Here is a 20,961-nt window from a genome sequence, read left to right as displayed (position 1 = left end):
CGCCGACTGGCGCGTGGTCGCGGCCGCCGCGCACGGACCTGGCATGTACAGCGTCGACCCCGGGCCGTTCAGGGACCTCGCGACCGCCCACCTCGTCTCGGGCGCGCCCGACCTGCTGTCCGACCGCGAGGAGCGACTGCTCGTCGGGAAACTCCTCCAGGCGCGTCCCTGGGACGACTTCGCCGGCGAACTCGGCTACCACTCCACAAGTCAGGCGATGCGTGCGCTCGGGGACGCACTCCGGCCGCTCGTGGACGCGTACGGAACGCCGGCCGCGCAGGCCGAACTGAGCCGCTTCACCGAGTGAGCACCCCGTTTCGGCGGGTCACGGAGCCGGGTCGAGAACCGGAAACCCCGCCGTCGTTCGCCACACTCATGCCCGCGATCGCCGAACGCTCGACCACACAGCCGAATGAACCGCACCAGTTCCGTCGTCGTCGCCGTCGTCGCCAGCACGTTCTTCGTGGGCTTCGGCGGCGGCGTCGTCTTCCCGATTCTGCCGAACCTGGAGCAGGTGCTGGGCATCTCGCCGTTCTTCGTCGGCCTCATCCTCAGCGCGAACCGGTTCACGCGACTGCTCGCGAACGCCCCAGCGGGGTCGCTGGTCGACCGGGTCGGCACGCGGGCCCCACTGATTGCGGGCCTGTTCGTCGAAGCCGTCGCCACGGCCGGCTACGTCGTCGCGTTCAACGCGCCGCTCCCGGAGGCGTGGTTCGTCGGCGCGCGCGTCCTCTGGGGCCTCGGGAGCGCGCTCGTGTTCGCGACCGCGTACACCATCGCCGCGGACGTCAGCGACGAGGGGTCCCGGGGAACGAGCATGGGCGTCGTCCGCGGCGGCATCACGCTCGGCTTCCCCGCCGGCCTGGTGCTGGGTGGCGTCCTCAGCGACCTCTACGGCGTGACGGTGGCATTCGTCGTCGCCGCCGCCTTCGCGCTGCTCGCCAGCGTCATCGCGTACGCGCTGGTCCCCGAGACCCACGTCTCCGAGCAACGCAGCGCCGTGCGGCCGTGGGAACTGGACACCGCCGTGCCGACGCTGACAGTCGGGTTCGTGAACTTCGCGCTGTACTTCGCGTACCTCGGTGCGCTGTTCTCCACGCTCGTGTTGTTCGTCGACCTGATCGACGTCTCGGTCTGGGGGTACGGACCGCAGGGGATGTCCGGGCTACTGATGGCGGTGACGGTGCTGGCGGCCTCGGGATTCATGCTCGGCGGCGGGAGACTCAGCGACGTCCGGAGTTCCCGGCTCCCGACGCTGCTGGTGTTCCTCGCGGTGTCGTTCGCGGGATTCGTGTTGCTGGCCGCGTCGAACTCGCTGGCCCTGCTGGTGGTGGCCTGCGTCTGCATTGGCGCCGGACAAGGCGGCACCAGCGGACCCCTGATGGCGCTGCTGGGCGACTTGACCCCGGACGCGCGGATGGGGCGCGCGATGGGGACGAACAACGTCCTCGGCGACCTCGGCGGCGCCCTCGGCCCGCTCGTCACCCTCCCGCTCATCCGGACTGTCGGGTTCGCGCCGATCTACGTCGCGTGCGCGTTCGTGCCACTGGTCGCCGGCCTGGTGCTCGTCGCGGGCGTCTACGCGAGAACCGGGCGCATCAACCCGAGCACCGAACACCTGGCCGACGATTGAGAACGCGGAATCGTCGCGTGCCGGCCGCGGTCACTCCAGGACCGTGTCTACGAGACCCGCGAGGCGGTTTGCGGTCTCGTCGGTGACGGCGTTCCGGTCGATGACGAACACGCCGCGGACGTTCTTCGAACGGCAGGCGCCCACGATGGAGTCCAGGAGCCGGTAGACGCGGTCGACGTCCGCATACATCAGGAGGATGCTGACGCTGTCGACGAGCACCCAGCCCTCGTCGGGTTTGCTGTGCTGGAACGCGCGCGTGAACTGGATGCTGATGCCCGTGAAGTCCATGGGGCTGACGCGGTCCGCGACCCACATCGGGCCGTCGTAGTCGATCGACGACCCGCTGACGGGGACGACGCCGACGGACCGCGGGTTCTCGCCCTCGGCTTCGATGGCGCGCTGGATCTTCCCGGGGTTGCGGCCGACGGACAGCACTAGGAGGTTGCCGAACGCGGACTCGGGGAGGCGGCCGTAGTCGAATTTCCGGCCCGCAAGCGACACCAGTGCTTGATCTCCCGGATTCAGGTCGTCGAGCGAGGCCGACGGCCCGGTCAATGCGGCGTCGCTGTTCTCACTCATCGCCGAACCCTCCGGCGTCCCCCGAGTCGACGTCGGCGTCGATAGCGACTGTGTCACTGTCGAACTGCATGAAGTCCCTGGCGAACAGCCAGACCGCGACGAAGTGGACCGCCGCGGCGACAGTCAGCACCGCCATGCCAGCGAGATTGAGGAGTTCCGACTCGACGACGCTGCGATAATAGAGATCGGTCATGACCCAGCCGACGACGAACAGGACGGCGCTGGACCCGAGGTACAGTACTGCGCGTCGGTAGACGACCACCTGGAAGCCGCGCACGGCCGGGTAGATGAGCGCGCCGCCCGCGACCACCAGGAGCACGGTCATCGCGGCGTACAGCGCGTCCGCGAGCGTCACGTTCGGACACCTCCGGTGGCGAGGCGAGCGAGCCGGAACGACAGCAGGCTGACCGCGACGACGCCGACTCCGTAGGCACCCGCCTGGACGAGCAGCCAGTCCCCACTGCCGCCGAGGATGCCGATACCCAGCCCGATACTGAACGCCACCTCCATGACGGGCAGCGGCGAGAGCACGCGACCCCACGGCGTCCCCCGGAATCCGTAGGCTGCGAGCAGACTCAGCGGCAGCGCGGCGAACATGAACCCGGCCTGTACGTACACCAGCACGCCGAGGAGGCTCATTCTCTCTCCCCCTCGAAGCCGCCGGAGAAGCGGTCGCCCTGGTGCGGGCGTCGAACGCAGTCCCCCGTCTGGAGGCCGTCGACGGCGAGCCGCCATCCGGCGAGCACGAACGCGAGTGCTGCGGCGACGACGAAGACGGACGCCAGGGCCGGCAGGCCGGCTGTGCCCAAGACGGTGCCGAGTCCGCCAGCCGCGAGTCCGAGCCCCGCGACACCGACGGCGCGCTCGTAGAGAACCACCTCAGGATTACGGAACGCCGTCGCCGTGATGACGGCGCCGGCCAGGGCCACGACAGCGCCCTCGATACCCAGGATAACGAGGTATGCGGCGGTCACACAGACCACCGGCCCGACGTCAGGCGAACGAGTCGCGTCGCAGTACCGACCGATAATACCGCGGCGGCCCCGACGAACGTCACAGTTAGGGACTGTTTGACCGGTTCGGACACCAGCGCGAGGTCGACGAGCACCGCGGCGATGCCGAGGACCACGGTGGCCGTCAGGAGGCCGAAAACTGAAGCGAACGCCGATCCACTGCACCGCTGCGTGCTGACCGCGAACAGCGGGGCAGCCATTGCGAGCCCGACCACACCCACGAGTTCGAGTAACGACGTGCTAACCATGCTACCAATTCACGATGGGGCCGTAAGAAACTTCAGGCGGAAATCCAGGCGTCGCACGGTGACGTGACAGATCCACAAGCGTTCTGGCCCGGGACGTGCCGACCGCTCGCGGCGGTCGCTTCCCGGTTCAGGGGTGAGCGAAGTACGCCACTGACTCCGTGGCGTCGTGGCGGTCGCAGCGCGCGAACCCGACCCGTACGAACTGCACCACGGTATCGGGGTCGACGTCGCCGAAGCCGGGTTCCGCGAACCCGGTGACGTCGCCGTCCATCGTCCGGAGCCGCACGGTCACGTTGTCGTCGGCCGGCACCCACTGGACGACGTCGACGCCCTCCTCGCGCACGACGTCGATGTCCGCGTCGAGGAACGCGAAGCGCTCGCCGTCGTACCGGACCGGCCCGTAGCCCTTCAGCCAGACGCGCTCGCCGACGGCCGGGAGGTCCGACTCCTCGACGAGGACGGCGTCACCGACGGGGATGTGACGTTCGCCGCGGTCCTCGTGCTCGGGATGCACTGCCGGGTGCGCGCTGTCCGGGCCGTCGTCGACGGGAACCTCGATGGCCGCGTACGACTTGTCGGCACCCTCGGCGCGCGCGTCGAAGTCGTCGCGTACGAGGAACTGCCGGGGTGCGTCGTCGTCCACGGCGTCGCGGTTGTTCGCGTACACCGCGGACATCGCGAGGTCGACGTTGCTCGTCGACGTGCCCAGTTCCACCATCGCGTCCACGAGCGCCTGCCCGCGGATGCCGCGGCGCTGGACGCTCGGGAGCGTCGGCGCGCGCGGGTCGTCCCAGCCGTCGAGTTCGCCGGCGTCGATGAGTTCCCGGATGGTCGACGTGGACATCTTCACGTCGTAGTCGTCGACCTGCACGTGCCCCCAGTGGATGACCTCCGGATAGTCCCAGCCGAAGTAGTCGTAGACGAACTGCTGGCGCTTCGCGGAGTCCTGGAGGTCGATGCCGCGGATGATGTGCGTGACGCCCGTCAGGTGGTCGTCGACGCCCGACTGGAAGTCCAGCATCGGCCAGCACCGGTAGTCGCTGGCTTCCTCGCGCGGGTGCGGCGTGTCGATGAGGCGGAACGCCACCCAGTCGCGGAGCGCGGGGTTCTTGTGTTCGATGTCGGTCTTCACGCGCAGCACCATCTCCCCGGGGTCGTACTCGCCGTCCACCATCGCCTCGAACTCCTCGGCGACTGTCTCCGGGTCCTTCTCGCGGTGCGGGCACGCCTCGGCGTCGTTCTTCAGTTCGGAGAACTCCTCGCCCGGACAGCTACACGTGTACGCACCGCCCATCTCGACGAGGTCGCGGGCGTGCTCGTAGTACGTCTCGAGACGGTCGCTCGCGCGGTGGACCGCGGCCGGTTCGAACCCCAGGTACTCGATCTCCTCGAGGATCTCGTCGTACGCCCACAGCAGCGGGCGCTTCGTCTCCGGGTCGGTGTCGTCGAACCGCACGATGAACTCGCCGTCGTACTCCTCGGCGTAGGTGCCGATGACCGCCGGCATCCGCGCGTGGCCGATGTGCCACGGGCCGTTCGGATTCGGCGCACACCGCATCCGGATGTCGTCGTACTCCTCGGCGTTCGGCAGGTCCGGCAACACCTGGTCGTCCTCTTCGCCCTCGGCCTCGAGCTCTTCGACGCGCTCGGGCGCCAGTTCCCCGAGGCGGTCGCGCTGCTCGCCGCGGTCCATCGCGTTCACGTCCTCGATGACCGGCGCGATCACGCCGGGAATCTCGTCGCCGTGCTCTCGGAACTCGGGGTTCTCGCCCATCAGTGGTCCCATGATGGCGCCGACCTGTGCGTCGCTGTCGTGTTTGAGCGCGTTGTACAGCGCCGCCGTCTCGGCTGCGCGGCGCGCGCGCTCGGCGAGTTCGTCGTCCATTCTTGTCCAGTGGTTCGCCCGAGTACGGCAAATCCGTTGGGATTTGCGGCGAGGCCGGGTCGATTCACCCCTGGTACTGAGTACTGACTCTGTGTCTGCACCAACTGATTCCTGATCAGATACCGCCAGGCCACTGACGTGGGGTGGATTACGGCGTCGAGATTCGGGAGTCGTATTCCCGGTCGGCGGACGAGCCTACACGAGAGCAACCAGAACCGCGGCTACCCCGGTTACGCCCGACGCAACTCCGATCCCCTTCGCGACGCGGTCCCCCCAGGTGAGAACACGCTCTGCCGACAGGATCGCCGTGATGCCCGCCATCCACAGGATGTTCATCGATCCGACGACGACCAGGACTGCAAACAGCGCCCAGCAACAACCCACGCAGAAGACGCTGAATCGAAAACTCATCCGCGCTGCCCCGGACACTCCGGGTTGGTGGTACTCCATCAGGAAGCCAAGCGGCGTACGACAGTACTGCAGACACCGACGTTTGTACGGCGAAAGCTGGTAGAGCGACGCCAAAACCAGTGTTCCCCCGAGCAAGAGCATGCCGTGACCGTCGGCAACGACCGCGATCGGCACGGCTGCGTTCACGAGGAGTGGAACGACACCCGTGAGTGCCCAGATCAGGGCGTACGTTCCCAGGAATGCACTAACGCGCGTTGCTTTTTGCAGGTTCGTCGTCCCGTCGAGCGTCCGGTAGTACATTCGGAACAGCGGGACTGTGGAGGGGTACATCATTGCGACCATCATCACTCCCCACATCCCCACGTAGAGGCCCAGACCGGCGAGTCCATTCGAGAGCGCCATCGCCTCCGGGCCACCCGGGTCGGTCATCTGGAGGCCGGGAACTGAACCCGGCATGGGGAGCCAGCGTCGAACGATCGCTACCCACGCGATTACGGCAATTCCGTAGGTGACGATTGCCACGACCGGGATACGTCGGTGGTCGAACTGCCACCTGGCTGGCGTCCGCATGGTGTCTGTCGATCGGGGAATCTTGTCAGGCGTTCACGAGCTCGAAATCGCAGTAGTACGAGTTGTTCTCCGAGACGTCCCACGAGAAGTCGTCGTCGTACGAGACGGTCGCTGCTTCGGATTTCGCTGTTTTCATCTCGAGGCCTGGTCCGAGCGGATGTGGGGTGATTGTCCCTGGTTCGTCGTTGAACCCGTCTTTCGGGGTCGTCTCCATGGTCACGACGTCTCCGACCTCGACCGAGAAGTCCCCATCGTCCCTGTCGAATTCGAAGGGCGCGGTGGCGACCTCTGCAGATTCGACGTGGGTATCGGCGATGACGGCAAAGACGCCGCCAGCGTGGCCCGTGAAAATGTCCTCGATCGCCGCTTGCTGGGTTGCATCCGCCGTCTCGTCGACGAGGAGTGCCAGGTACCACCCCGTGTCTGGGGCGAACATGACGCCCTCGTCGGTGTAGATGAGCATTGCCACCCCGAGGCCGCTCAAATCCACGGTGCCGTACTGTCCTTCCTCGATCTCCCAGGCGAGCGATACCGTGCATACGTCTCCATCGGGGGGTTCGAGCCAGACGCACTGGCATGCAACCTCGCAGTTGCACGCCTCGACGTAGTCCCCCCTGATGTTCCAGTTTTCTGCCATCGGACACACCACGTTCTATGTCAACGTCTACCATACTAACTGTTTCCCCCTCAGACTCTCGTAGCGAGCCTCTACGGCGGATATTCCAGTAAGTAGGCCGTTCCTAGTAGCCCCGTTCGACGAGGTAGTCCGCGACCTGTTCGAGGCGGCGGTGGGCCTCGTTGTCCGGGACAACGTCGAGGTGGGCCTTCGCCTCCGCGACGAGGTCGTCCGCGAGGCCGCGGGCGTACTCGATGCTGCCGGCGTCCTCGAGGACGCTGACGGCCTGTTCGATCTCGTCGTCGGTGACGTGTTCGGGGTCGTCGGCGTCCAGCAGGCCTTCGACGTCGACGCCCTGGCCGCTGGCGTGCAGGGTCACGACCGTCTTCTTGTTCTCCACGAGGTCGCTGCCGCGTTGCTTGCCGAGTTGCTCGCTCGGAACGGTGAGGTCGAGGATGTCGTCGTGGATCTGGAACGCCTGACCGGCTTTCACCCCGTAGTTGTAGAGGGCTTCGACGGTCTCGTCGTCGGCGCCCAGGAGGACGGCGGGAATCGACGCGGCCGCAGCGTACAACACTGCGGTCTTCAACTCCACCATCTCCATGTACTCCTCGGGGACGACGTCGCTGCGGGTCTCGAATTCCACGTCGAGGGCCTGTCCCTCGCAGATGTGGGTGCACGTCTCCGCGAGCGTCTGCATCGCGCCCATGCCGCGTTCCGGCGGCGCGCCCGTCCGGAGCATAATCTCGAACGCCTTCGAGTACAGCGTGTCTCCCGCGAGAATCGCGGTCTCCGTGTCGTACTCGCGGTGGACCGCAGGCACCCCGCGGCGCAGGTCGTCGTCGTCCATGATGTCGTCGTGGATGAGCGTGAACGACTGGATGACCTCGATGGAGACGGCCGCGGACATCACGTCGATCGACTCCCCGGTGAGGTCCGGGAACTCGCGGTAGTCCGTGCTCCCCGGCGGCACGTCCCCTAACGCCTCGGCGGTCAACAACAGCACTGCGGGGCGGAGGCGCTTCCCGCCCGCCTTCAGGAGGTAGCGCGACGCCTCGTAGAGTCGCTCCGGCCGCTTCGAGGGGAGTTCCTCGTCGATGGCCGCGTTGACCTTCTCGCGGCGCTCGCGGACCGCGCCGAGCACCGCCTCTTCGCGAGCGTTCTTCGACATCTACTCGACGAGCTGGATGGTGTTGCCGTTCTGCGTGACGTGGAGGTCACGGCCGACCTTGTAGCCCTGACTCCGGCAGAGGTCGACGTACGGCGCGAAGCCTTTCATGTCCTGGTGGGCGGGGATGACGTGCTGGGGCTGGAGCGCGTCCAGCATCTGGTAGTGGCCTTCCTCGCGGAGGTGGCCGGACACGTGGATGTCGTCGTAGATGCGGGCGCCCTGCATCCGCAGCAGTTGCTCGCTCTGGTAGCGCTGGCCCTCGTTGGTCGGCTCGGGGATGACGCGCGCCGAGAAGATGACTTTGTCGCCGTCCTCGATGTCGTAGGGGGTCTCGCCGCGGCCCATCCGCGTCAGCATCGCGCGGGGTTCGCCCTGGTGGCCCGTGACGATGGGCAGGAAGTTCTCCTTGCCCTCGTTCATCACGCGCTTGAACGCGCGGTCGACGGACTTTCGGTGGCCGAACATCCCGAGGTCGTCCGGGAAGTTCACGCGGCCCATGCGTTCGGCGGTGCCCGAGTACTGCTCCATCGAGCGGCCGAGCAGAATCGGCTCGCGGCCGATGTCCTTCGCGAACTCCACGAGCGAGGACACGCGGGAGACGTGACTGGAGAACGTCGTGGCGACGATGCCGCCGTCGTAGTCCTCGATGCTCCGCATCGCGTCCTTGAGGTGGCGGCGCGCGACGCTCTCGGAGGGCGTACGGCCCTTCCGGCCGGCGTTCGTGCAGTCCTCGATGTAGCAGAGGACGCCGTCGCCCTCGCGGCCGATCTCGCGGAACCGCTGCATGTCGATGGGGTCCTCGAGCACGGGGTCGTGGTCCATGCGCTTGTCGAGGCCGTAGACGACGGCGCCCTCCGGCGTGTGGAGGACGGGGTTGATCGCGTCGATGATGGAGTGCGTGACGTGCACGAACTCGAGTTCGCAGCGGTCGCCGATGGCCATCGTCTCGCCGGCCTCCATCTCCACGAGGTCGTTGTCGACGCCGAACTTCTGCTCGCCCTCGATCTGCCCTTTCACGAGTTCGAGCGTGAACGGACTGGCGACGATGGGCGCGTCGTAGCGGTGGGCGAGCTTCGAGAGCGCGCCGATGTGGTCGAGGTGGCCGTGCGTCGGCACGATGGCCTTCACGTCGCCCTCGAGGTCGGACATGACGCGGTCGTCCGGAATCGCGCCCATGTCGATGAGGTCGAGGCTGTGCATCTTCTCGGTCTCGACGTTGTCGTGAATCAGGACCTGCGAGAGGTTGAGGCCCATGTCGAAGATGACAATGTCGTCACCCGCTCGGACGGCAGTCATCTGCCGGCCGACTTCTTCGTAGCCGCCAATTGTGGCAATTTCGATTTCCATGGTTTTGAGCACTGAAACCCGCTGTGCGGGAATCGTGTCTGAAACAGCCGCGGACTACCGGCGGCGAACCGGGGCGTCTTGCAGCCATCGGTCGCTACCGCGTCGCTGCCCGCGACACTGCTCTTGGACGCCGTACGTCCCGCGGTGTTAAAAACAGCGGGGATATGCACCAGCGGGGGATGACCCCGGCGCGCCGAAACACCCTTGGAGCGGGCGTCTCTGGGGCCAGTATGGCACCCGCCACGTTCCACGTGTACGAGGACCAGTCCGGACAGTACCGATGGCGACTCGTCCACGACAACGGTAACATCATCGCTGACTCCGGGGAGGGGTACGCGTCGAAACAGAAAGCCAAGCAGGGACTCCAGAGCGTCAAGGACAACGCCCCGGACGCCGACGTCGTGGAGGGCAATCCCGGTACCGAATAGGGTCGACCGCTGGCTGCCGCGGTCAGCCCTCGATTCTCGTCCCGGCGTCTTCGCCGGCGAGGAACGCCGCTAGCGCGTCCGGTCCGAAGACGAACGCGGGCGCGCCGAGGTCCAGCAGCGCCCGCACTTTCGCGGCCATCCCGCCCGTGACGTCGGTGGCCGCGCTCTCGCCGAGCGCCGCCGCGACGTCGTCGTAGTCCGTGATTTCGGGGACGACGTCGCCGTCCTCGTCGAAGACGCCGGGGACTGTCGAGCAGATGCCGACGCGGTCCGCGTCGAAGTCGTCCGCGACGTGCGTGACGATTTCGTCGCCGCTGAGGATCGTCGCGCCCTCGCCTGCGTGCGTGATGACATCCCCGTGGAGGACGGGCACGAAGCCCTCGCCGAGCATCGCCTCGAGGGCGTCGGTCGGGAACTGGAGCGTTCCGTCTTCGGTCCGGTGGCTGGCGGAACAGGGGTGGACTGGGACCGCAGGGACGCCGGCGTCGGCGAGCGCGCCGACGACCGCGTCGTTCAGGCGTTCCATCACGCCGGAGATGTCGCGAACCGCAGCGGGGTCCCGCGTGCCGGCCGTGCTGGAGGCGCCGTGCTCGGCCGCGACCGGGTGACCGAAGCTTCCGGCGCCGTGCACCACCACGAGGTCCGAGAGGTCCGCGTCCCCGATGGCAGCGGCCAGGTCCGCGAGCACGTCCTCGGCGACCGTTTCGGGGGCCGACTTGTCGGTGACGACGCTGCCCCCGAGTTTCACGACGACCGTCATTCCTCGCGGACGCCCTCCGTCGCCAGTTCGGCGCTGAACGACTCCTCGCACTCTGGCGACAGCGAGAGCGCTGTCTCCACGCCGTCGCCCTCGTCCAGCGCGACGATGCAGCCACCGCCCCCCGCGCCCGTGAGTTTGGCGCCCAGTGCGCCGCCGTCGCGGGCCGCCCACACGAGGTTGTCCAGCGACCGCGAGGACACGCCGAGCGCGGACAGCAGGCCGTGATTGAAGTTCATCAGCCGCCCCAGCGTCTCGAGGTCGCCGTCGGCCAGCGCCTGTTCGCCCTCCCTGACCAGGTCGCCGATGGCCGCGACGGTGTCGGACGCGAACCCGAACTCGTCGCGGAGCGCGCGCACCCCCGCGACGAGTTCGCCGGTGTCGTGGCTCGCGCCGTCGTACCCGACGACGAACGGCAGGTCCGGCGCCGCCATCGTCTCGCAGTCGTCGCCCTCGACGCGGACCGCACCCCCCATCGCCGAGCAGAACGTGTCCGCCCGCGACGCCTGGCCGTCCTGGACCTCGTGTTCGACCTGGTACGCGCGGTCTGCGACGTCCCTCGGGTCGAGTTCCACGCCGAGTTCCCGGGTCGCGGCGTCGATGCCCGCGACGGCGACGGCCGCGCTCGACCCGAGGCCAGCGCCCAGCGGTATCTCGCTCTCGATCTCCACGTCGAAGCCAGCGTCCGGTCGGTCCGCGGCGTCCCTGGCTTGCGCGAGCGCCTCCTCGACGTACCCCATCGCCGCCTCGATGAGCGGCGTCGGGACGTCGACGTCGGGTTTCCCGTCGCTGGAACTGCCGTACTCGACGGTGAACCCGTCCAGCGACAGGTCGTCGGCGGACACCCTGACGCGGTCGTCGTCGCGCCCCGCGACGGTGACCAGTGCGCGGCGCTCGATGGCGCACGGCACCGCCGGCTCGCCGTAGACGACGGCGTGTTCGCCGAAGAGATAGACCTTCCCCGGCGCACTCGAAGTCGTGGTCATACAGTCGCGTCTGCACCCCGTGGTTACAGAAGTTCCGGAACGTCGACGCTCGACGCACGCTGTGAGGCGTCGATGGGGACTGTCGGCGGCAGTCACGCTGGGTTGGTAGAAACGGCAGTGGGACGAGCCGGTCAGGCGGCGACCTGTCCGGGTGGCTGGGAGTGGCGAGCCCAGTAACTGGTCCGAACTATTTTGATAATTGGTACTTATGGACACGGTAGCATGCATCGACGGAGATTCATTGGCGCGGTGGTCGCGAGCGGCACGGTGGCGCTCGCCGGCTGTTCGGGTGGTGACGGTGACGGTGACGACGGGGAGAACGGCGGCGACGCCACGACGGCCCCCGAGACGACGACCGAAGCGGGGCCGGCGAACCAGGTACGGGCCGTCAACACGTCCTTCGACCCGATTCGACTCGAAGTGGACCCCGGTGCAACGGTCGTCTGGAACAACGAGGACTCCGTCCCCCACACCGTCGTGAGCACGGAGTTCACCGACCAGGCGACGACCTGGGAGTACGACAAGCGAATGACCGCAAGCGGTGGCGGCGGCGAGTTCACTTTCGAGGAGGAAGGGGTCTACGAGTACTTCTGTGACATCCACGGCGAATCATCGATGTGCGGCGCGATTCTCGTCGGCGACGTGTCGCTGGACGCCTCGCTCCCCTGCGAGGAGTAAGCCGGCCGGTAGCGCTGGGCCGTCAGTTCGCTGCCACGCGCGTCCGACTCTCCTGTATCGCGGGACGTGCTTATGTGTCCGGACGGTCAAGCACTCGGCATGCGCCCCGTCATCGACCACGTCCCGTTCGCTGCAAGCGACCTGGACGCCATCGTCGAACGCTTCGAATCCGCGGGGTTCGCCCCGACGTACGGCGGCGAACACCCCGACGCGGGCACCGAGATGGCGGCGCTCGTGCTCCCCGACGGCTCCTACCTCGAACTCGTCGCGCCCACCCGGGAGGACCCCGCGTGGTGGGGCGAGTTCTTCGACTACGCCGACCCGATCGGCGGTCCCAGCGACTGGTGCGTCGAGACCGGGAGCGTCCACGCGGAGTGTCAGCGAGTCATCGACCACGACGTGGAAGTCCACGGGCCGTCGTACGGCAGCCGCGAACGACCCGACGGCACGCTCGTCGAGTGGGACAACGCGTTCCTCGGTCCGCCCGACGAGCACGTGCTGCCGTTCGTCGTCAGCGATCGGACGCCGCGGGAGTTCCGCGTCCCCGACAGCGACCTCTACGGGTCGCCGGTGTCGGGGATCGCGTGGGTGGTCCTCGCGACTGACGACCTGGACACGACCGTCGAGCGCTTCGAGCGCCTCTACCGGTTCCCGTCCCCGGAGTACGACTACGACGACGAGTTCGGCGAACTCGCGCGTTTCCCCGGGCAGGACGTCGTCGTCTGCGAGCCCAGCAACGGGCGCGTCGCGGAGCGCGTCGACGAGTTCGGGCCGTGCCCGGCCGCCGTCCTCCTGACCGCGAACATCGACGACGCCCGCCACCAGCACCCGCTGACCGACGGCCGCGAGTGGTTCGGGCGACGCGTGCGGTGGGTCGACGGCCTCGACGGCTACCTCGGCCTCGCAGAACGGTAGCACAGCGCCGAGAGCGGTCGACCAGACCGGGGTCGGTTTTTTGCCGCGGACAGCCGAACTGGTTCGTGATGGAGGGCGTCCTCTGGTACCTGCTGGCCGGCGCGCGCGGCGGCCCGAACCGCTGTCGCATCCTGCGCGCGCTGTCTGACCGGCCGCGCAACGCCAACCAGCTCGCCGAGGACCTCGACCTCGACTACACGACCGTCCGCCACCACCTCGACTTGCTCCTCGAGCACGACCTCGTGGACGCCGAGGGCGACGGCTACGGGACGGTGTACCTGCTCTCGGACCGCGTCGAGGACGACTGGGAGACCGTGGAGGGCGTCATCCAGGAGGTGAACTGAATGCAGGGCTACGCTACCCACGCGCGTTCGCACGGAGGGACAGGCAGATGACGGTCTGGTTCGACGTCACTCGCGTCGTCACAGCGCTGAACCTCGTTGTCGTGCTCTCACTGAGCGCCGTCTGGGTGCGCAACTACCGCCGGTATCGCTCCCGATACCTGCTGGGATTCCTCGCATTCGGCGGGTTCCTGCTGGGGCAGAACGCGTACGCGTTCAACCTCTACGTCCTGGACCCGACGACCAGCGGCTGGTTCGCGGAGATTCCGCCGCGGTACAACTTCGCCATCGCAGTCCTCACCGTCCTGGAGTTCGCGGCGCTGGCGGCGCTCGCGTGGGTGACCCGGCAGTAAGCCACAGAACTCCGGAACGTGTAGATTTTGGAGAGATTCTGGCGAGTTTTCGGAAAATCACTTTCTCGGAGCCGATCGCACGTGCAGACGGGATGCACCGCAGACGCTTTCTCGCCGCCACCGCGGGCCTGGTCGCGCTCGCCGGCTGCACGACCGGCTCCGACGGCGGCCAACAGGACACGACCACCGATGCCACGAAGACCACGGCGCAAGCGGGGACGACGGCGGAGTCGGAGACCACGGAGGCGACCGAATCGGATGCGACAACCACCGAGGCGATGGCCGACGGCCCCACCGTCGCTGTCGGGTCGACCGACGAGCACGGCGACGTCCTCGTGGACAGCGAGGGCATGAGTCTCTACCTGTTCACGCAGGACGAGGAGGGCACCTCGACGTGTTACGGGGACTGCGAGGACGCCTGGCCGCCGCTGACCGTCGAGGGCGACCCGTCCGCCGGCAGCGACGTCACCGCGTCGCTCGGAACCGCGGAACGCGACGACGGGTCGATGCAGGTGACCGCCGAGGGCTGGCCGCTGTACTACTACGCCGCCGACAGCGAACCCGGCGACACCGAGGGTCAGGGCGTCGGCGACGTCTGGTTCCTCCTGACGCCGGACGGCACACAGGTCGAGGGCGGGGAGGGGTCGGCGACGACGACGACGGACGACGGCAGTGGTGGCGGCGGCTACTGACGCTCGATTTCAGCGCCCGGTGTCCGTCGGCGACGCGCTCCCGCTCGGCCGCCCGACCCAGCGGTCGGGAAGCGACTCGCTACGCGTCGAGTCCCGTACACCCACAGGAAAGTACAGCGTCGAAGTCGAAAGGCCGGGTTAGAGGCCGTCCTCGAAGTCCTCGAGGGCGTACGTCGGCTCCGCGCCGCGGCGGTCCAGCGTCTCGTTGGCCAGCAGCCAGTAGACGACGGACAGCGCGCGACGCCCCTTGTTGTTCGTCGGGACGACGAGGTCGACGTTGCTCGTCTGGTTGTTCGAGTCGCACATCGCGATCACGGGAATGCCGACCGTGATGGCTTCCTTGACGGCCTGCGCGTCACCGATGGGGTCGGTGACCACGAGGACGTCCGGCTCGATGTAGCCGTCGTACTGCGGGTTCGTCAGCGTCCCCGGGATGAACCGGCCGGTCCGGGCGCGCGCGCCGACCGCGTCCGCGAACTTCTCCGCGGGGAAGCGGCCGTACTGGCGGCTGGACGTGACCAGGATCTGCTCGGGGTCGTAGTTCGCAAGGAAGTTCGCGGCCGTGCGGATGCGCTCGTCCGTCTTCGAGACGTCGAGCACGTACAGGCCGTCGGTGCGGACGCGGTGGATGAACCGGTCCATGTCGTTGGTCTTCTGCTGGGTACCGATGTGGACACCGGCACCGAGGTAGTCGTCGACCGGAATCAGGAGGTCGGCCTCGTCGGCGGACATGACGTCCTCCGTCGCCGTCTCCTCGGGGTCCGGCTCTTCAGCAGGCTGTTCGTCTGTCTGGACCTCGCTCTCGGCGCCCTCCTCGGCGGCAGGTTCCTCCTGCGCTGCCTCGGCGGCGTCCTCGAGTTCGGCCTCTGTGTCGGATTCGTTCTCGCTCATGCTTCGTCTGCGATGCGGATGAGTTCGTTCAGCTTTGCAGTGCGCTCGCCGCCGACCGTGCCCGTCTTGATGAACGGGGCGTCGACCGCCACGGCGAGGTGTGCGATTGTGGTGTCTTCGGTCTCGCCGCTGCGGTGGGAGACCACGGCGTCGTAGCCGTTCCGGGTCGCCAGTTCGATCGCGTCGACCGCGTCCGAGAGCGTCCCGATCTGGTTGGGCTTCACGAGGATGCTGTTCGCGGCGCCCGCCGCGATGCCGTCGCGGAGGCGCTCGACGTTCGTCACGAACAGGTCGTCGCCACAGACCAGCGTCTGGTCGCCGACCCGTTCGGTGAGGTCCGCGAACCCCTCGTAGTCGTTCTCGTCGAGGGGGTCCTCGACGTACGCGAGGTCGTACTCGTCGACGAGGCCGGCGACGTAGTCGATCTGCTCCGCGGTGGAGCGGACCTCGTCGCCGAAGACGTACTCGCCATCGCCGGACGACGTCCGGCTGTTCGAGGACCCCTGTTCCTCGCTGTCCTCGTAGCACTCAGCAGCGGCCATGTCGAGGCCGAACCGGACGTCGAAGCCGAACTCGTCGGCCACGTCGTCGACCGCCTCGTCGACGATTTCGAACGCGGCGGCGTCCTCGATGGACGGCGCCCACGCGCCCTCGTCGCCCTTCGCGGCGGCTTCGCCGCGCTCCGAGAGGAGTTCGCCGACCCGCTCGTGCACGGCGGCGTTCGCGAACACCGCCTGCCGGACGCTCGGCGCGCCGACGGGTGCCGCGAGGAACTCCTGGATCGCGGTGGCGTCAGCGGCGTGTTCGCCGCCGCCGACGACGTTCCCCAGCGGCACCGGGAAGTTCCGGCCGCGGAACGCGCCACCGAGGTGCTGGTAGAGCGGCGCACCGAGTACGTCCGTGGCGGCTTTCGCGGCCGCCATGCTCGTCGCGACGGCGCTGTTCGCGCCGACGTCGGAGAAGTTCTCCGTGCCGTCGGCCGCGTGGATGGCGGCGTCGACGCCGCGCTGGTCGGCCGCGAACTCGCGGCCTTCGAGGCGCGGGGCGACGTGTTCGCGGGCCGCCGCGATCGCCTCCTCGACGGGCAGTTCGACGGCCTCGTACTCGCCCGTGCTCGCGCCCGACGGCGCGGCGGCACGACCGAACCCGCCGTCTTCGGTCACGACCTCGGCCTCCACGGTCTTGTTGCCGCGGGAGTCCAGAATCGGTCGGTACCGGACGGACTCGATGCGCGTCATTCAGTTGTCCCTCCGCACCGTGAACGGGAGCGCGTCCGCGTCGTACTCCTCGGCCGCGATGAGGATCGGCTCCGACTGGTTCGTGTCGACCAGGACGGGCGCGCCGTACGACACCTGCAGCGCTCGCGCACCGATGATGCGAGCCTTCTCGTACCGATTGAAGTGCTGTGACTCGCTCATTGGTATGGGGAGACTACGTCCACGAGGTCCTGGTGGGAGATCAGCATGCGTCGACAGCAGTGCCGGTCCACGCCGAGGTCGTCCAGCACGTCCGCTGGGTCCTCGTCGCCGTCGTGGGTTTCGGCGCGTGCCTTGAACTCTTCCCAGTATTCGCCGACGACGTTACCGCACGTGAAACACCGGACTGGTACCATCATGCTTTGATCACCTCAGCGGTAGGACTTCTGGTAGCGGGCGCGGGCACCGGGGCCGCCCCACTTCTTGGATTCGGACTGCCGGACGTCGTTGACCAGCAGGCTCCGGTCGAATTCGCGGTAGGCGTCGCGGAGCTCCGCGTCGCTGTAGTGCTCGACGAGCCCGCGCGCGATTGCGGTGCGGACGGCGTCGGCCTGGCCCGCGAACCCGCCGCCGGAGACGTCGATGTCGACGTCCACGCCGTCGCGGAGGTCCTCGCCGGCGATGCGGAACGGCTCCAGCATCTTCAGGCGAGCCATCTCCGGTTCGACGAGTTCGACGGGCGTGGAGTTGATTCGCACTCGACCCTGGCCGTCGCTCACGGTGGCGCGAGCGACGGCGGTCTTCTTCTTGCCGGACGTGTTAGTTACCATGTGACGTTTGCCCCCAGTTCTTCGGAGACTTCGCCGAGGGTGACGAAGCGGATGGTCGAGAGTCGGTCCAGCGACGTTCCCTCGAGCACCTCGCCATCCTCGTCCATCTGGTTGCCCACGTAGACGCGGATGTTCTCGAACGCCTCGCGGCCGTCCTGCTGCTTGTACGGCAGCATGCCGCGGATGGCGCGCTTGAAGATGCCGTCGGGCCGCTTCGGGAAGTACGGACCGCTGTCGGAGCCGAGCTCCGCGCGCTTGTTGTACGTCCCGAAGACGTCTTCTTTCGTGCCGGTGATGACCGCCTGCTCGGCGTTCACGACGGCGACGGTGTCGCCAGCGAGCGCTCGCTCTGCGACGTTGCTCGCCACGCGACCCATGATGCAGTCCCGGGCGTCGACGACCACGTCGGCGTCGAACTCTGCGAGACTCATCGGATCACCCGCACGTCGGTCCCGTCGGGGTTCTGTTCGATTGCCTGTTCGAGATGGACGGCCTCGCCGTCGGCGTGCTCGATTTTGGTCTCCGCGCTGCCGGAGAAATCCACGGCAGCGACGGTGACGGACTTACGGAGCGCGCCGGACCCCAGCACCTTGCCGGGGACGACGACGGTTTCGTCCTCGTTCGCGTATCGTTCGATGCGACTCAGGTTCACCTCGGCGTGCGTGCGGCGCGGCTTCTCCAGCCGCCCAGCGACGTCACCCCAGACGTCCGCACCCGAATCACGGGATGCGGACTTCAGTTCGGCGATGAGACTGCTGAGTCTCGGACTTGTCTTACTCATACTCGTGCTCCTGGAAAGTTGTGAGAAGTCGAGTGCAGGGAGCAGGATTTGAACCTGCGAACCCCTACGGGACAGCGCCCTGAACGCTGCGCCTTTGGCCTAACTTGGCTATCCCTGCACGGCCGCAGTACGGCTTCACTTCTCAGTTGCCCCCGACCCTTCTTACCCATTTCGATTGCCGGTCCCGTGACTCCCGGGGCAGGAGCGGACGCCGGAGCGGTGCGAAGAGTCGGATTGGACATTGGTGTTACAGTTGAACTGCCTGTTCGAGTTCGTCCGCGCGGTCGACCAGGGAGTCGACTGCTCGGAGAACTAGCTCGCTAACGGGCATCGAGCCGTCGGATTCCACGTGGAAGACGAACGCGCCGGAGACGTCCTCGACGTCGACCTCCTTGCCGGGGTACCGGTTCGTGAGGTCGTTGTCGAACTCGTCTGTCGGCACGAGGTCGCCGTCCTCCTCGATGACGCCGCGGAGGATTTCGGGTTCCTCGTCCTCGTACTCGGGACTGTCGCCCACGACGTTCACGCGCTGGAGGTGTCGATAGCCGACCGCGACACCACCCTGGTGTTTGGCGTGGTCGCGCCCGTAGCCGAGTTCCGCGTCGGCTTCGAGTTCGAGGCGCTGGTCGTCTTTCAGCTCGATGATGGGGATGTTCTTGTCGGCGGCCTCGACTTCGGGGTCCTGGCAGACCAGGTCTCCGGAGTACGCCGTCCCCGGGCCCTCGACGTCGAGCGCGAGCGTGACGGAGTCACCCTCCGCGAAGTCCTCGGGCGTCGTCAACGGGACGAGTCCGAGGCGCAACGCGAGCTGTTCGTCGAACATCACGCTGGAGTTCTCGACGAACCGCACGCTGTCGATGGACAGCGTCGGCACGTCGGCGAGTATCGATCGCCGGATGCCGTTCGCGAACGCCGGCGTGATGTTCCGGACGACGAACCGGGCTTCCCGGTCGTCGCGGTCGATGAATTCGACGTCGAAGTCCTGGCTCATGGCTTAGTACCCGCTGTTCTTCGGTGGGCGCGTCCCGTCGTGCGGGACGGGGGTGACGTCCTCGATGCGACCGATCTCGAGACCGGCGCGCGCGAGCGCTCGGATGGCGGCCTGCGCGCCCGGTCCGGGGCTACGCTGGAGGTTGCCACCCGGGCCGCGCACGCGAACGTGCACCTTCTCGATGCCCTGCTCCAAGACGTTCTCTGCGAGCTGTTCGGCCATCTGCATCGCGGCATACGGCGACGCCTCGTCGCGGTTCTGCTTCACCACGGAGCCACCACTGGACTTTGCGAGCGTCTCGGCGCCCGTCTCGTCAGTGACGGTCATGATGGTGTTGTTGAACGAGGCGTGGATGTGCGCGATGCCCCATTTGGTGTCGTCAGCCATATTGTGTTACTCCTGTGCACCGGCGCGAGCCGGGTGCAGTTCGTCTGTGAGGTCGCTTCGTTCGTCGAACGCGAGCGCGTCCTCCTCGGAGACGCTCACCGTGTACGACGGCTCCGTAACGCGGGCGCCGTCGACGGTGATGTGGCCGTGGGAGATGAACTGTCGGGCTTGCCCGACCGTGTTCGCGAGGCCGTCCCGGTAGACGACCGTCTGCAGGCGGCGTTCGAGGACGTCCGTCACGTCGAGCGACAGGACGTCGTCGAGGCCCTCCTGGTCGGAGAGCACGCCGATGCGCTGGAGGCGGGAGACGAACTCATCGCCGCTGGCCGCTTCCGTACGGCCGAGGAGGCGACGTGCCTCGCGGCGGAAGTTACGCAGTTCGGACTGCGCGCGCCACAGCTCCTCCTTGTTCTTCAGGCCGTACCGGGAGACGAGGTCGCTCTCCTCGGAGATGCGTTCGCCCTGGTAGGGGTGATTCGGCGTCTCGTAGAACTTGGTGTTCTCGCCTGGGAGCGCCATTATTCTTCCTCACCGCCCTCGGCTGCTGCTTCTTCCTCTGCCTGTTCTTCCTTGATCGCCTCGACGTTGACGCCGATGGTCCCTTCCGTGCGACCAGTGGACTTCGTTCGCTGACCGCGGACCTTCTGCCCGCGCTCGTGTCGGATGCCCTTGTAGGAACGGATCATCTGCATCCGGTTGATGTCCTGGCTGCGCGTCAGGTTGACGTCGTTCCCAGTGATGTGCTGGGTTTCGCCAGAGTAGAAGTCCTTCTGGCGGTTCGTGAGCCACGCCGGCGCGTTGTCGGCGAACTCGCTGACAGCAGTTTTGATGCTGTCGATGGCGTCGTCGTCGAGGTGCCCCATCGTCGCGGTGCGGTCTACGTCCGCTTGCTCCGCGACGACTCGCGCGACTCGGCGGCCGACGCCGTCGAGTTCCGCGAGGGCACGCTCGACGGTTTTGGTGCCGTCGAGGTCTGTCTGACCGATACGGACGAAGTATCGAATATCCTCGTCCGCTTCTTGTTCTTCCGAACTCATGATTGGTGTGTTGTGGAAAGGCGTCGTGGCGGGGATTTGAACCCCGGAGGCTTACGCCACAGAGTTAGCAACCCTGCGCCTTGACCAGGCTAGGCTACCACGACACGCTTTCGGGTGTATCTTCGCCCTCTCGGACTCGGGACCCGGCGCCCCTACAGTGACTGCGTTCAAAGGAAATCGCGGCCCGTACTTAAACATCACGAAAGGTCGCGGGTCCGGGCGCCG

General features: G+C 67.3%; 30 protein-coding genes, 2 tRNA genes and 1 pseudogene. 8 read left to right on the top strand and 25 right to left on the bottom strand.

Going from position 1 to position 20,961, the window contains the following annotated elements; translation table 11 throughout:
• Positions 1 to 307, top strand: a pseudogene (locus GRX66_RS02505) (tRNA(Met) cytidine acetyltransferase TmcA); the annotation flags it as partial.
• Positions 308 to 412: 105 nt separating this feature from the next.
• A complete protein-coding gene (locus GRX66_RS02500; protein ID WP_159525116.1) occupies positions 413 to 1,633 on the top strand; it encodes an MFS transporter in 1,221 nt (406 codons plus the stop codon).
• A gap of 30 nt (positions 1,634 to 1,663) precedes the next feature.
• Here GRX66_RS02500 and GRX66_RS02495 read toward each other — a convergent pair whose 3' ends face one another.
• The 10 genes from GRX66_RS02495 to GRX66_RS02450 form a co-directional block, all read right to left on the bottom strand.
• Complete coding sequence (locus GRX66_RS02495; protein WP_159525115.1) at positions 1,664 to 2,212, bottom strand: DUF7504 family protein; 549 nt, start codon at positions 2,210 to 2,212, stop codon at positions 1,664 to 1,666.
• A complete protein-coding gene (locus GRX66_RS02490; protein ID WP_159525114.1) occupies positions 2,205 to 2,567 on the bottom strand; it encodes a hypothetical protein in 363 nt (120 codons plus the stop codon). Before GRX66_RS02490 ends, GRX66_RS02495 begins: the two co-directional genes overlap by 8 nt.
• Positions 2,564 to 2,851: a hypothetical protein gene (locus tag GRX66_RS02485; RefSeq protein WP_159525113.1), complete on the bottom strand. Its 288-nt coding sequence runs from the start codon at positions 2,849 to 2,851 to the stop codon at positions 2,564 to 2,566. Before GRX66_RS02485 ends, GRX66_RS02490 begins: the two co-directional genes overlap by 4 nt.
• Positions 2,848 to 3,186, bottom strand: a complete 339-nt coding sequence (locus tag GRX66_RS02480; protein ID WP_159525112.1) for a hypothetical protein — start codon at positions 3,184 to 3,186, stop codon at positions 2,848 to 2,850. Before GRX66_RS02480 ends, GRX66_RS02485 begins: the two co-directional genes overlap by 4 nt.
• Positions 3,183 to 3,473 carry a hypothetical protein gene (locus tag GRX66_RS02475; protein ID WP_159525111.1) on the bottom strand — a complete coding sequence of 97 codons (291 nt, stop codon included), beginning with the start codon at positions 3,471 to 3,473 and terminating at the stop codon, positions 3,183 to 3,185. The genes GRX66_RS02480 and GRX66_RS02475 overlap by 4 nt, the downstream gene beginning before the upstream one ends.
• A 127-nt stretch (positions 3,474 to 3,600) precedes the next feature.
• Complete coding sequence (locus tag GRX66_RS02470) at positions 3,601 to 5,358, bottom strand: glutamate--tRNA ligase (RefSeq protein ID WP_159525110.1); 1,758 nt, start codon at positions 5,356 to 5,358, stop codon at positions 3,601 to 3,603.
• 195 nt (positions 5,359 to 5,553) lie between these two features.
• Positions 5,554 to 6,339, bottom strand: a complete 786-nt coding sequence (locus tag GRX66_RS02465) for a DUF2182 domain-containing protein (protein ID WP_159525109.1) — start codon at positions 6,337 to 6,339, stop codon at positions 5,554 to 5,556.
• 25 nt (positions 6,340 to 6,364) lie between these two features.
• Positions 6,365 to 6,976 carry a DUF1326 domain-containing protein gene (locus GRX66_RS02460; protein ID WP_159525108.1) on the bottom strand — a complete coding sequence of 204 codons (612 nt, stop codon included), beginning with the start codon at positions 6,974 to 6,976 and terminating at the stop codon, positions 6,365 to 6,367.
• A 103-nt stretch (positions 6,977 to 7,079) separates the two neighbouring features.
• Positions 7,080 to 8,126 (bottom strand): geranylfarnesyl diphosphate synthase, encoded by a 1,047-nt coding sequence (idsA3, locus tag GRX66_RS02455; protein ID WP_159525107.1) that lies wholly within the window; start codon positions 8,124 to 8,126, stop codon positions 7,080 to 7,082.
• Positions 8,127 to 9,473: a ribonuclease J gene (locus GRX66_RS02450; RefSeq protein WP_159525106.1), complete on the bottom strand. Its 1,347-nt coding sequence runs from the start codon at positions 9,471 to 9,473 to the stop codon at positions 8,127 to 8,129. It abuts the gene before it with no gap.
• 230 nt (positions 9,474 to 9,703) lie between these two features.
• On the opposite strand from GRX66_RS02450, the gene GRX66_RS02445 reads away from it, so the two are divergent.
• Positions 9,704 to 9,901, top strand: a complete 198-nt coding sequence (locus GRX66_RS02445) for an HVO_2922 family protein (protein ID WP_159525105.1) — start codon at positions 9,704 to 9,706, stop codon at positions 9,899 to 9,901.
• Positions 9,902 to 9,923: 22 nt separating this feature from the next.
• On the opposite strand, the gene GRX66_RS02440 is transcribed toward GRX66_RS02445, so the two are convergent.
• Entirely contained in the window at positions 9,924 to 10,661 is a 738-nt protein-coding gene (locus GRX66_RS02440; protein WP_159525104.1) for an isopentenyl phosphate kinase, read from the bottom strand.
• On the bottom strand, positions 10,658 to 11,644 hold the full coding sequence (gene mvk, locus GRX66_RS02435) for a mevalonate kinase (protein ID WP_159525103.1): 987 nt from the start codon (positions 11,642 to 11,644) through the stop codon (positions 10,658 to 10,660). Before mvk ends, GRX66_RS02440 begins: the two co-directional genes overlap by 4 nt.
• Positions 11,645 to 11,866: 222 nt before the next feature.
• On the opposite strand from mvk, the gene GRX66_RS02430 reads away from it, so the two are divergent.
• The 5 genes from GRX66_RS02430 (at position 11,867) to GRX66_RS02410 (ending at position 14,623) form a co-directional block, all read left to right on the top strand.
• Positions 11,867 to 12,322, top strand: a complete 456-nt coding sequence (locus tag GRX66_RS02430; RefSeq protein WP_159525102.1) for a cupredoxin domain-containing protein — start codon at positions 11,867 to 11,869, stop codon at positions 12,320 to 12,322.
• A 99-nt stretch (positions 12,323 to 12,421) separates the two neighbouring features.
• Positions 12,422 to 13,237 (top strand): VOC family protein, encoded by an 816-nt coding sequence (locus GRX66_RS02425; RefSeq protein WP_201292890.1) that lies wholly within the window; start codon positions 12,422 to 12,424, stop codon positions 13,235 to 13,237.
• Positions 13,238 to 13,305: 68 nt separating this feature from the next.
• A complete protein-coding gene (locus GRX66_RS02420; protein WP_159525100.1) occupies positions 13,306 to 13,581 on the top strand; it encodes a helix-turn-helix domain-containing protein in 276 nt (91 codons plus the stop codon).
• A 47-nt stretch (positions 13,582 to 13,628) separates the two neighbouring features.
• Positions 13,629 to 13,931 (top strand): hypothetical protein, encoded by a 303-nt coding sequence (locus tag GRX66_RS02415; protein WP_159525099.1) that lies wholly within the window; start codon positions 13,629 to 13,631, stop codon positions 13,929 to 13,931.
• 92 nt (positions 13,932 to 14,023) lie between these two features.
• A complete protein-coding gene (locus GRX66_RS02410; RefSeq protein ID WP_201292889.1) occupies positions 14,024 to 14,623 on the top strand; it encodes a COG4315 family predicted lipoprotein in 600 nt (199 codons plus the stop codon).
• A 138-nt stretch (positions 14,624 to 14,761) separates the two neighbouring features.
• Here GRX66_RS02410 and rpsB read toward each other — a convergent pair whose 3' ends face one another.
• The 13 genes from rpsB to GRX66_RS02345 all read right to left on the bottom strand — a co-directional run bounded on the left by rpsB (position 14,762) and on the right by GRX66_RS02345 (position 20,840).
• Positions 14,762 to 15,514, bottom strand: a complete 753-nt coding sequence (gene rpsB, locus GRX66_RS02405; protein ID WP_159525098.1) for a 30S ribosomal protein S2 — start codon at positions 15,512 to 15,514, stop codon at positions 14,762 to 14,764.
• Positions 15,511 to 16,752, bottom strand: a complete 1,242-nt coding sequence (eno, locus tag GRX66_RS02400) for a phosphopyruvate hydratase (protein WP_159525097.1) — start codon at positions 16,750 to 16,752, stop codon at positions 15,511 to 15,513. Before eno ends, rpsB begins: the two co-directional genes overlap by 4 nt.
• A complete protein-coding gene (locus GRX66_RS02395) occupies positions 16,753 to 16,932 on the bottom strand; it encodes a DNA-directed RNA polymerase subunit K (protein WP_159525096.1) in 180 nt (59 codons plus the stop codon).
• Positions 16,929 to 17,129 carry a DNA-directed RNA polymerase subunit N gene (locus tag GRX66_RS02390; protein ID WP_159525095.1) on the bottom strand — a complete coding sequence of 67 codons (201 nt, stop codon included), beginning with the start codon at positions 17,127 to 17,129 and terminating at the stop codon, positions 16,929 to 16,931. The genes GRX66_RS02395 and GRX66_RS02390 overlap by 4 nt, the downstream gene beginning before the upstream one ends.
• Before the next feature lie 12 nt (positions 17,130 to 17,141).
• Positions 17,142 to 17,540: a 30S ribosomal protein S9 gene (locus GRX66_RS02385; protein ID WP_159525094.1), complete on the bottom strand. Its 399-nt coding sequence runs from the start codon at positions 17,538 to 17,540 to the stop codon at positions 17,142 to 17,144.
• Positions 17,534 to 17,971 (bottom strand): 50S ribosomal protein L13, encoded by a 438-nt coding sequence (locus GRX66_RS02380; RefSeq protein WP_159525093.1) that lies wholly within the window; start codon positions 17,969 to 17,971, stop codon positions 17,534 to 17,536. The genes GRX66_RS02385 and GRX66_RS02380 overlap by 7 nt, the downstream gene beginning before the upstream one ends.
• Positions 17,968 to 18,321 (bottom strand): 50S ribosomal protein L18e, encoded by a 354-nt coding sequence (locus GRX66_RS02375; RefSeq protein ID WP_159525092.1) that lies wholly within the window; start codon positions 18,319 to 18,321, stop codon positions 17,968 to 17,970. The genes GRX66_RS02380 and GRX66_RS02375 overlap by 4 nt, the downstream gene beginning before the upstream one ends.
• A gap of 33 nt (positions 18,322 to 18,354) precedes the next feature.
• Positions 18,355 to 18,439: transfer RNA gene (locus GRX66_RS02370), tRNA-Leu, on the bottom strand.
• A 129-nt stretch (positions 18,440 to 18,568) separates the two neighbouring features.
• On the bottom strand, positions 18,569 to 19,312 hold the full coding sequence (locus GRX66_RS02365) for a DNA-directed RNA polymerase subunit D (RefSeq protein ID WP_159525091.1): 744 nt from the start codon (positions 19,310 to 19,312) through the stop codon (positions 18,569 to 18,571).
• 3 nt (positions 19,313 to 19,315) lie between these two features.
• A complete protein-coding gene (locus GRX66_RS02360) occupies positions 19,316 to 19,699 on the bottom strand; it encodes a 30S ribosomal protein S11 (RefSeq protein WP_159525090.1) in 384 nt (127 codons plus the stop codon).
• 6 nt (positions 19,700 to 19,705) lie between these two features.
• Positions 19,706 to 20,218 carry a 30S ribosomal protein S4 gene (locus tag GRX66_RS02355; protein ID WP_159525089.1) on the bottom strand — a complete coding sequence of 171 codons (513 nt, stop codon included), beginning with the start codon at positions 20,216 to 20,218 and terminating at the stop codon, positions 19,706 to 19,708.
• On the bottom strand, positions 20,218 to 20,736 hold the full coding sequence (locus tag GRX66_RS02350) for a 30S ribosomal protein S13 (protein ID WP_159525088.1): 519 nt from the start codon (positions 20,734 to 20,736) through the stop codon (positions 20,218 to 20,220). The genes GRX66_RS02355 and GRX66_RS02350 overlap by 1 nt, the downstream gene beginning before the upstream one ends.
• A 21-nt stretch (positions 20,737 to 20,757) precedes the next feature.
• Positions 20,758 to 20,840, bottom strand: a tRNA-Ser gene (locus GRX66_RS02345).
• Positions 20,841 to 20,961: the final 121 nt, after the last annotated feature.

Origin of the sequence: Halobacterium bonnevillei (assembly GCF_009831555.1) — an archaeon.
GTDB lineage: Archaea > Halobacteriota > Halobacteria > Halobacteriales > Halobacteriaceae > Halobacterium > Halobacterium bonnevillei.
This window is presented reverse-complemented; position numbering and strand designations above follow the sequence as displayed.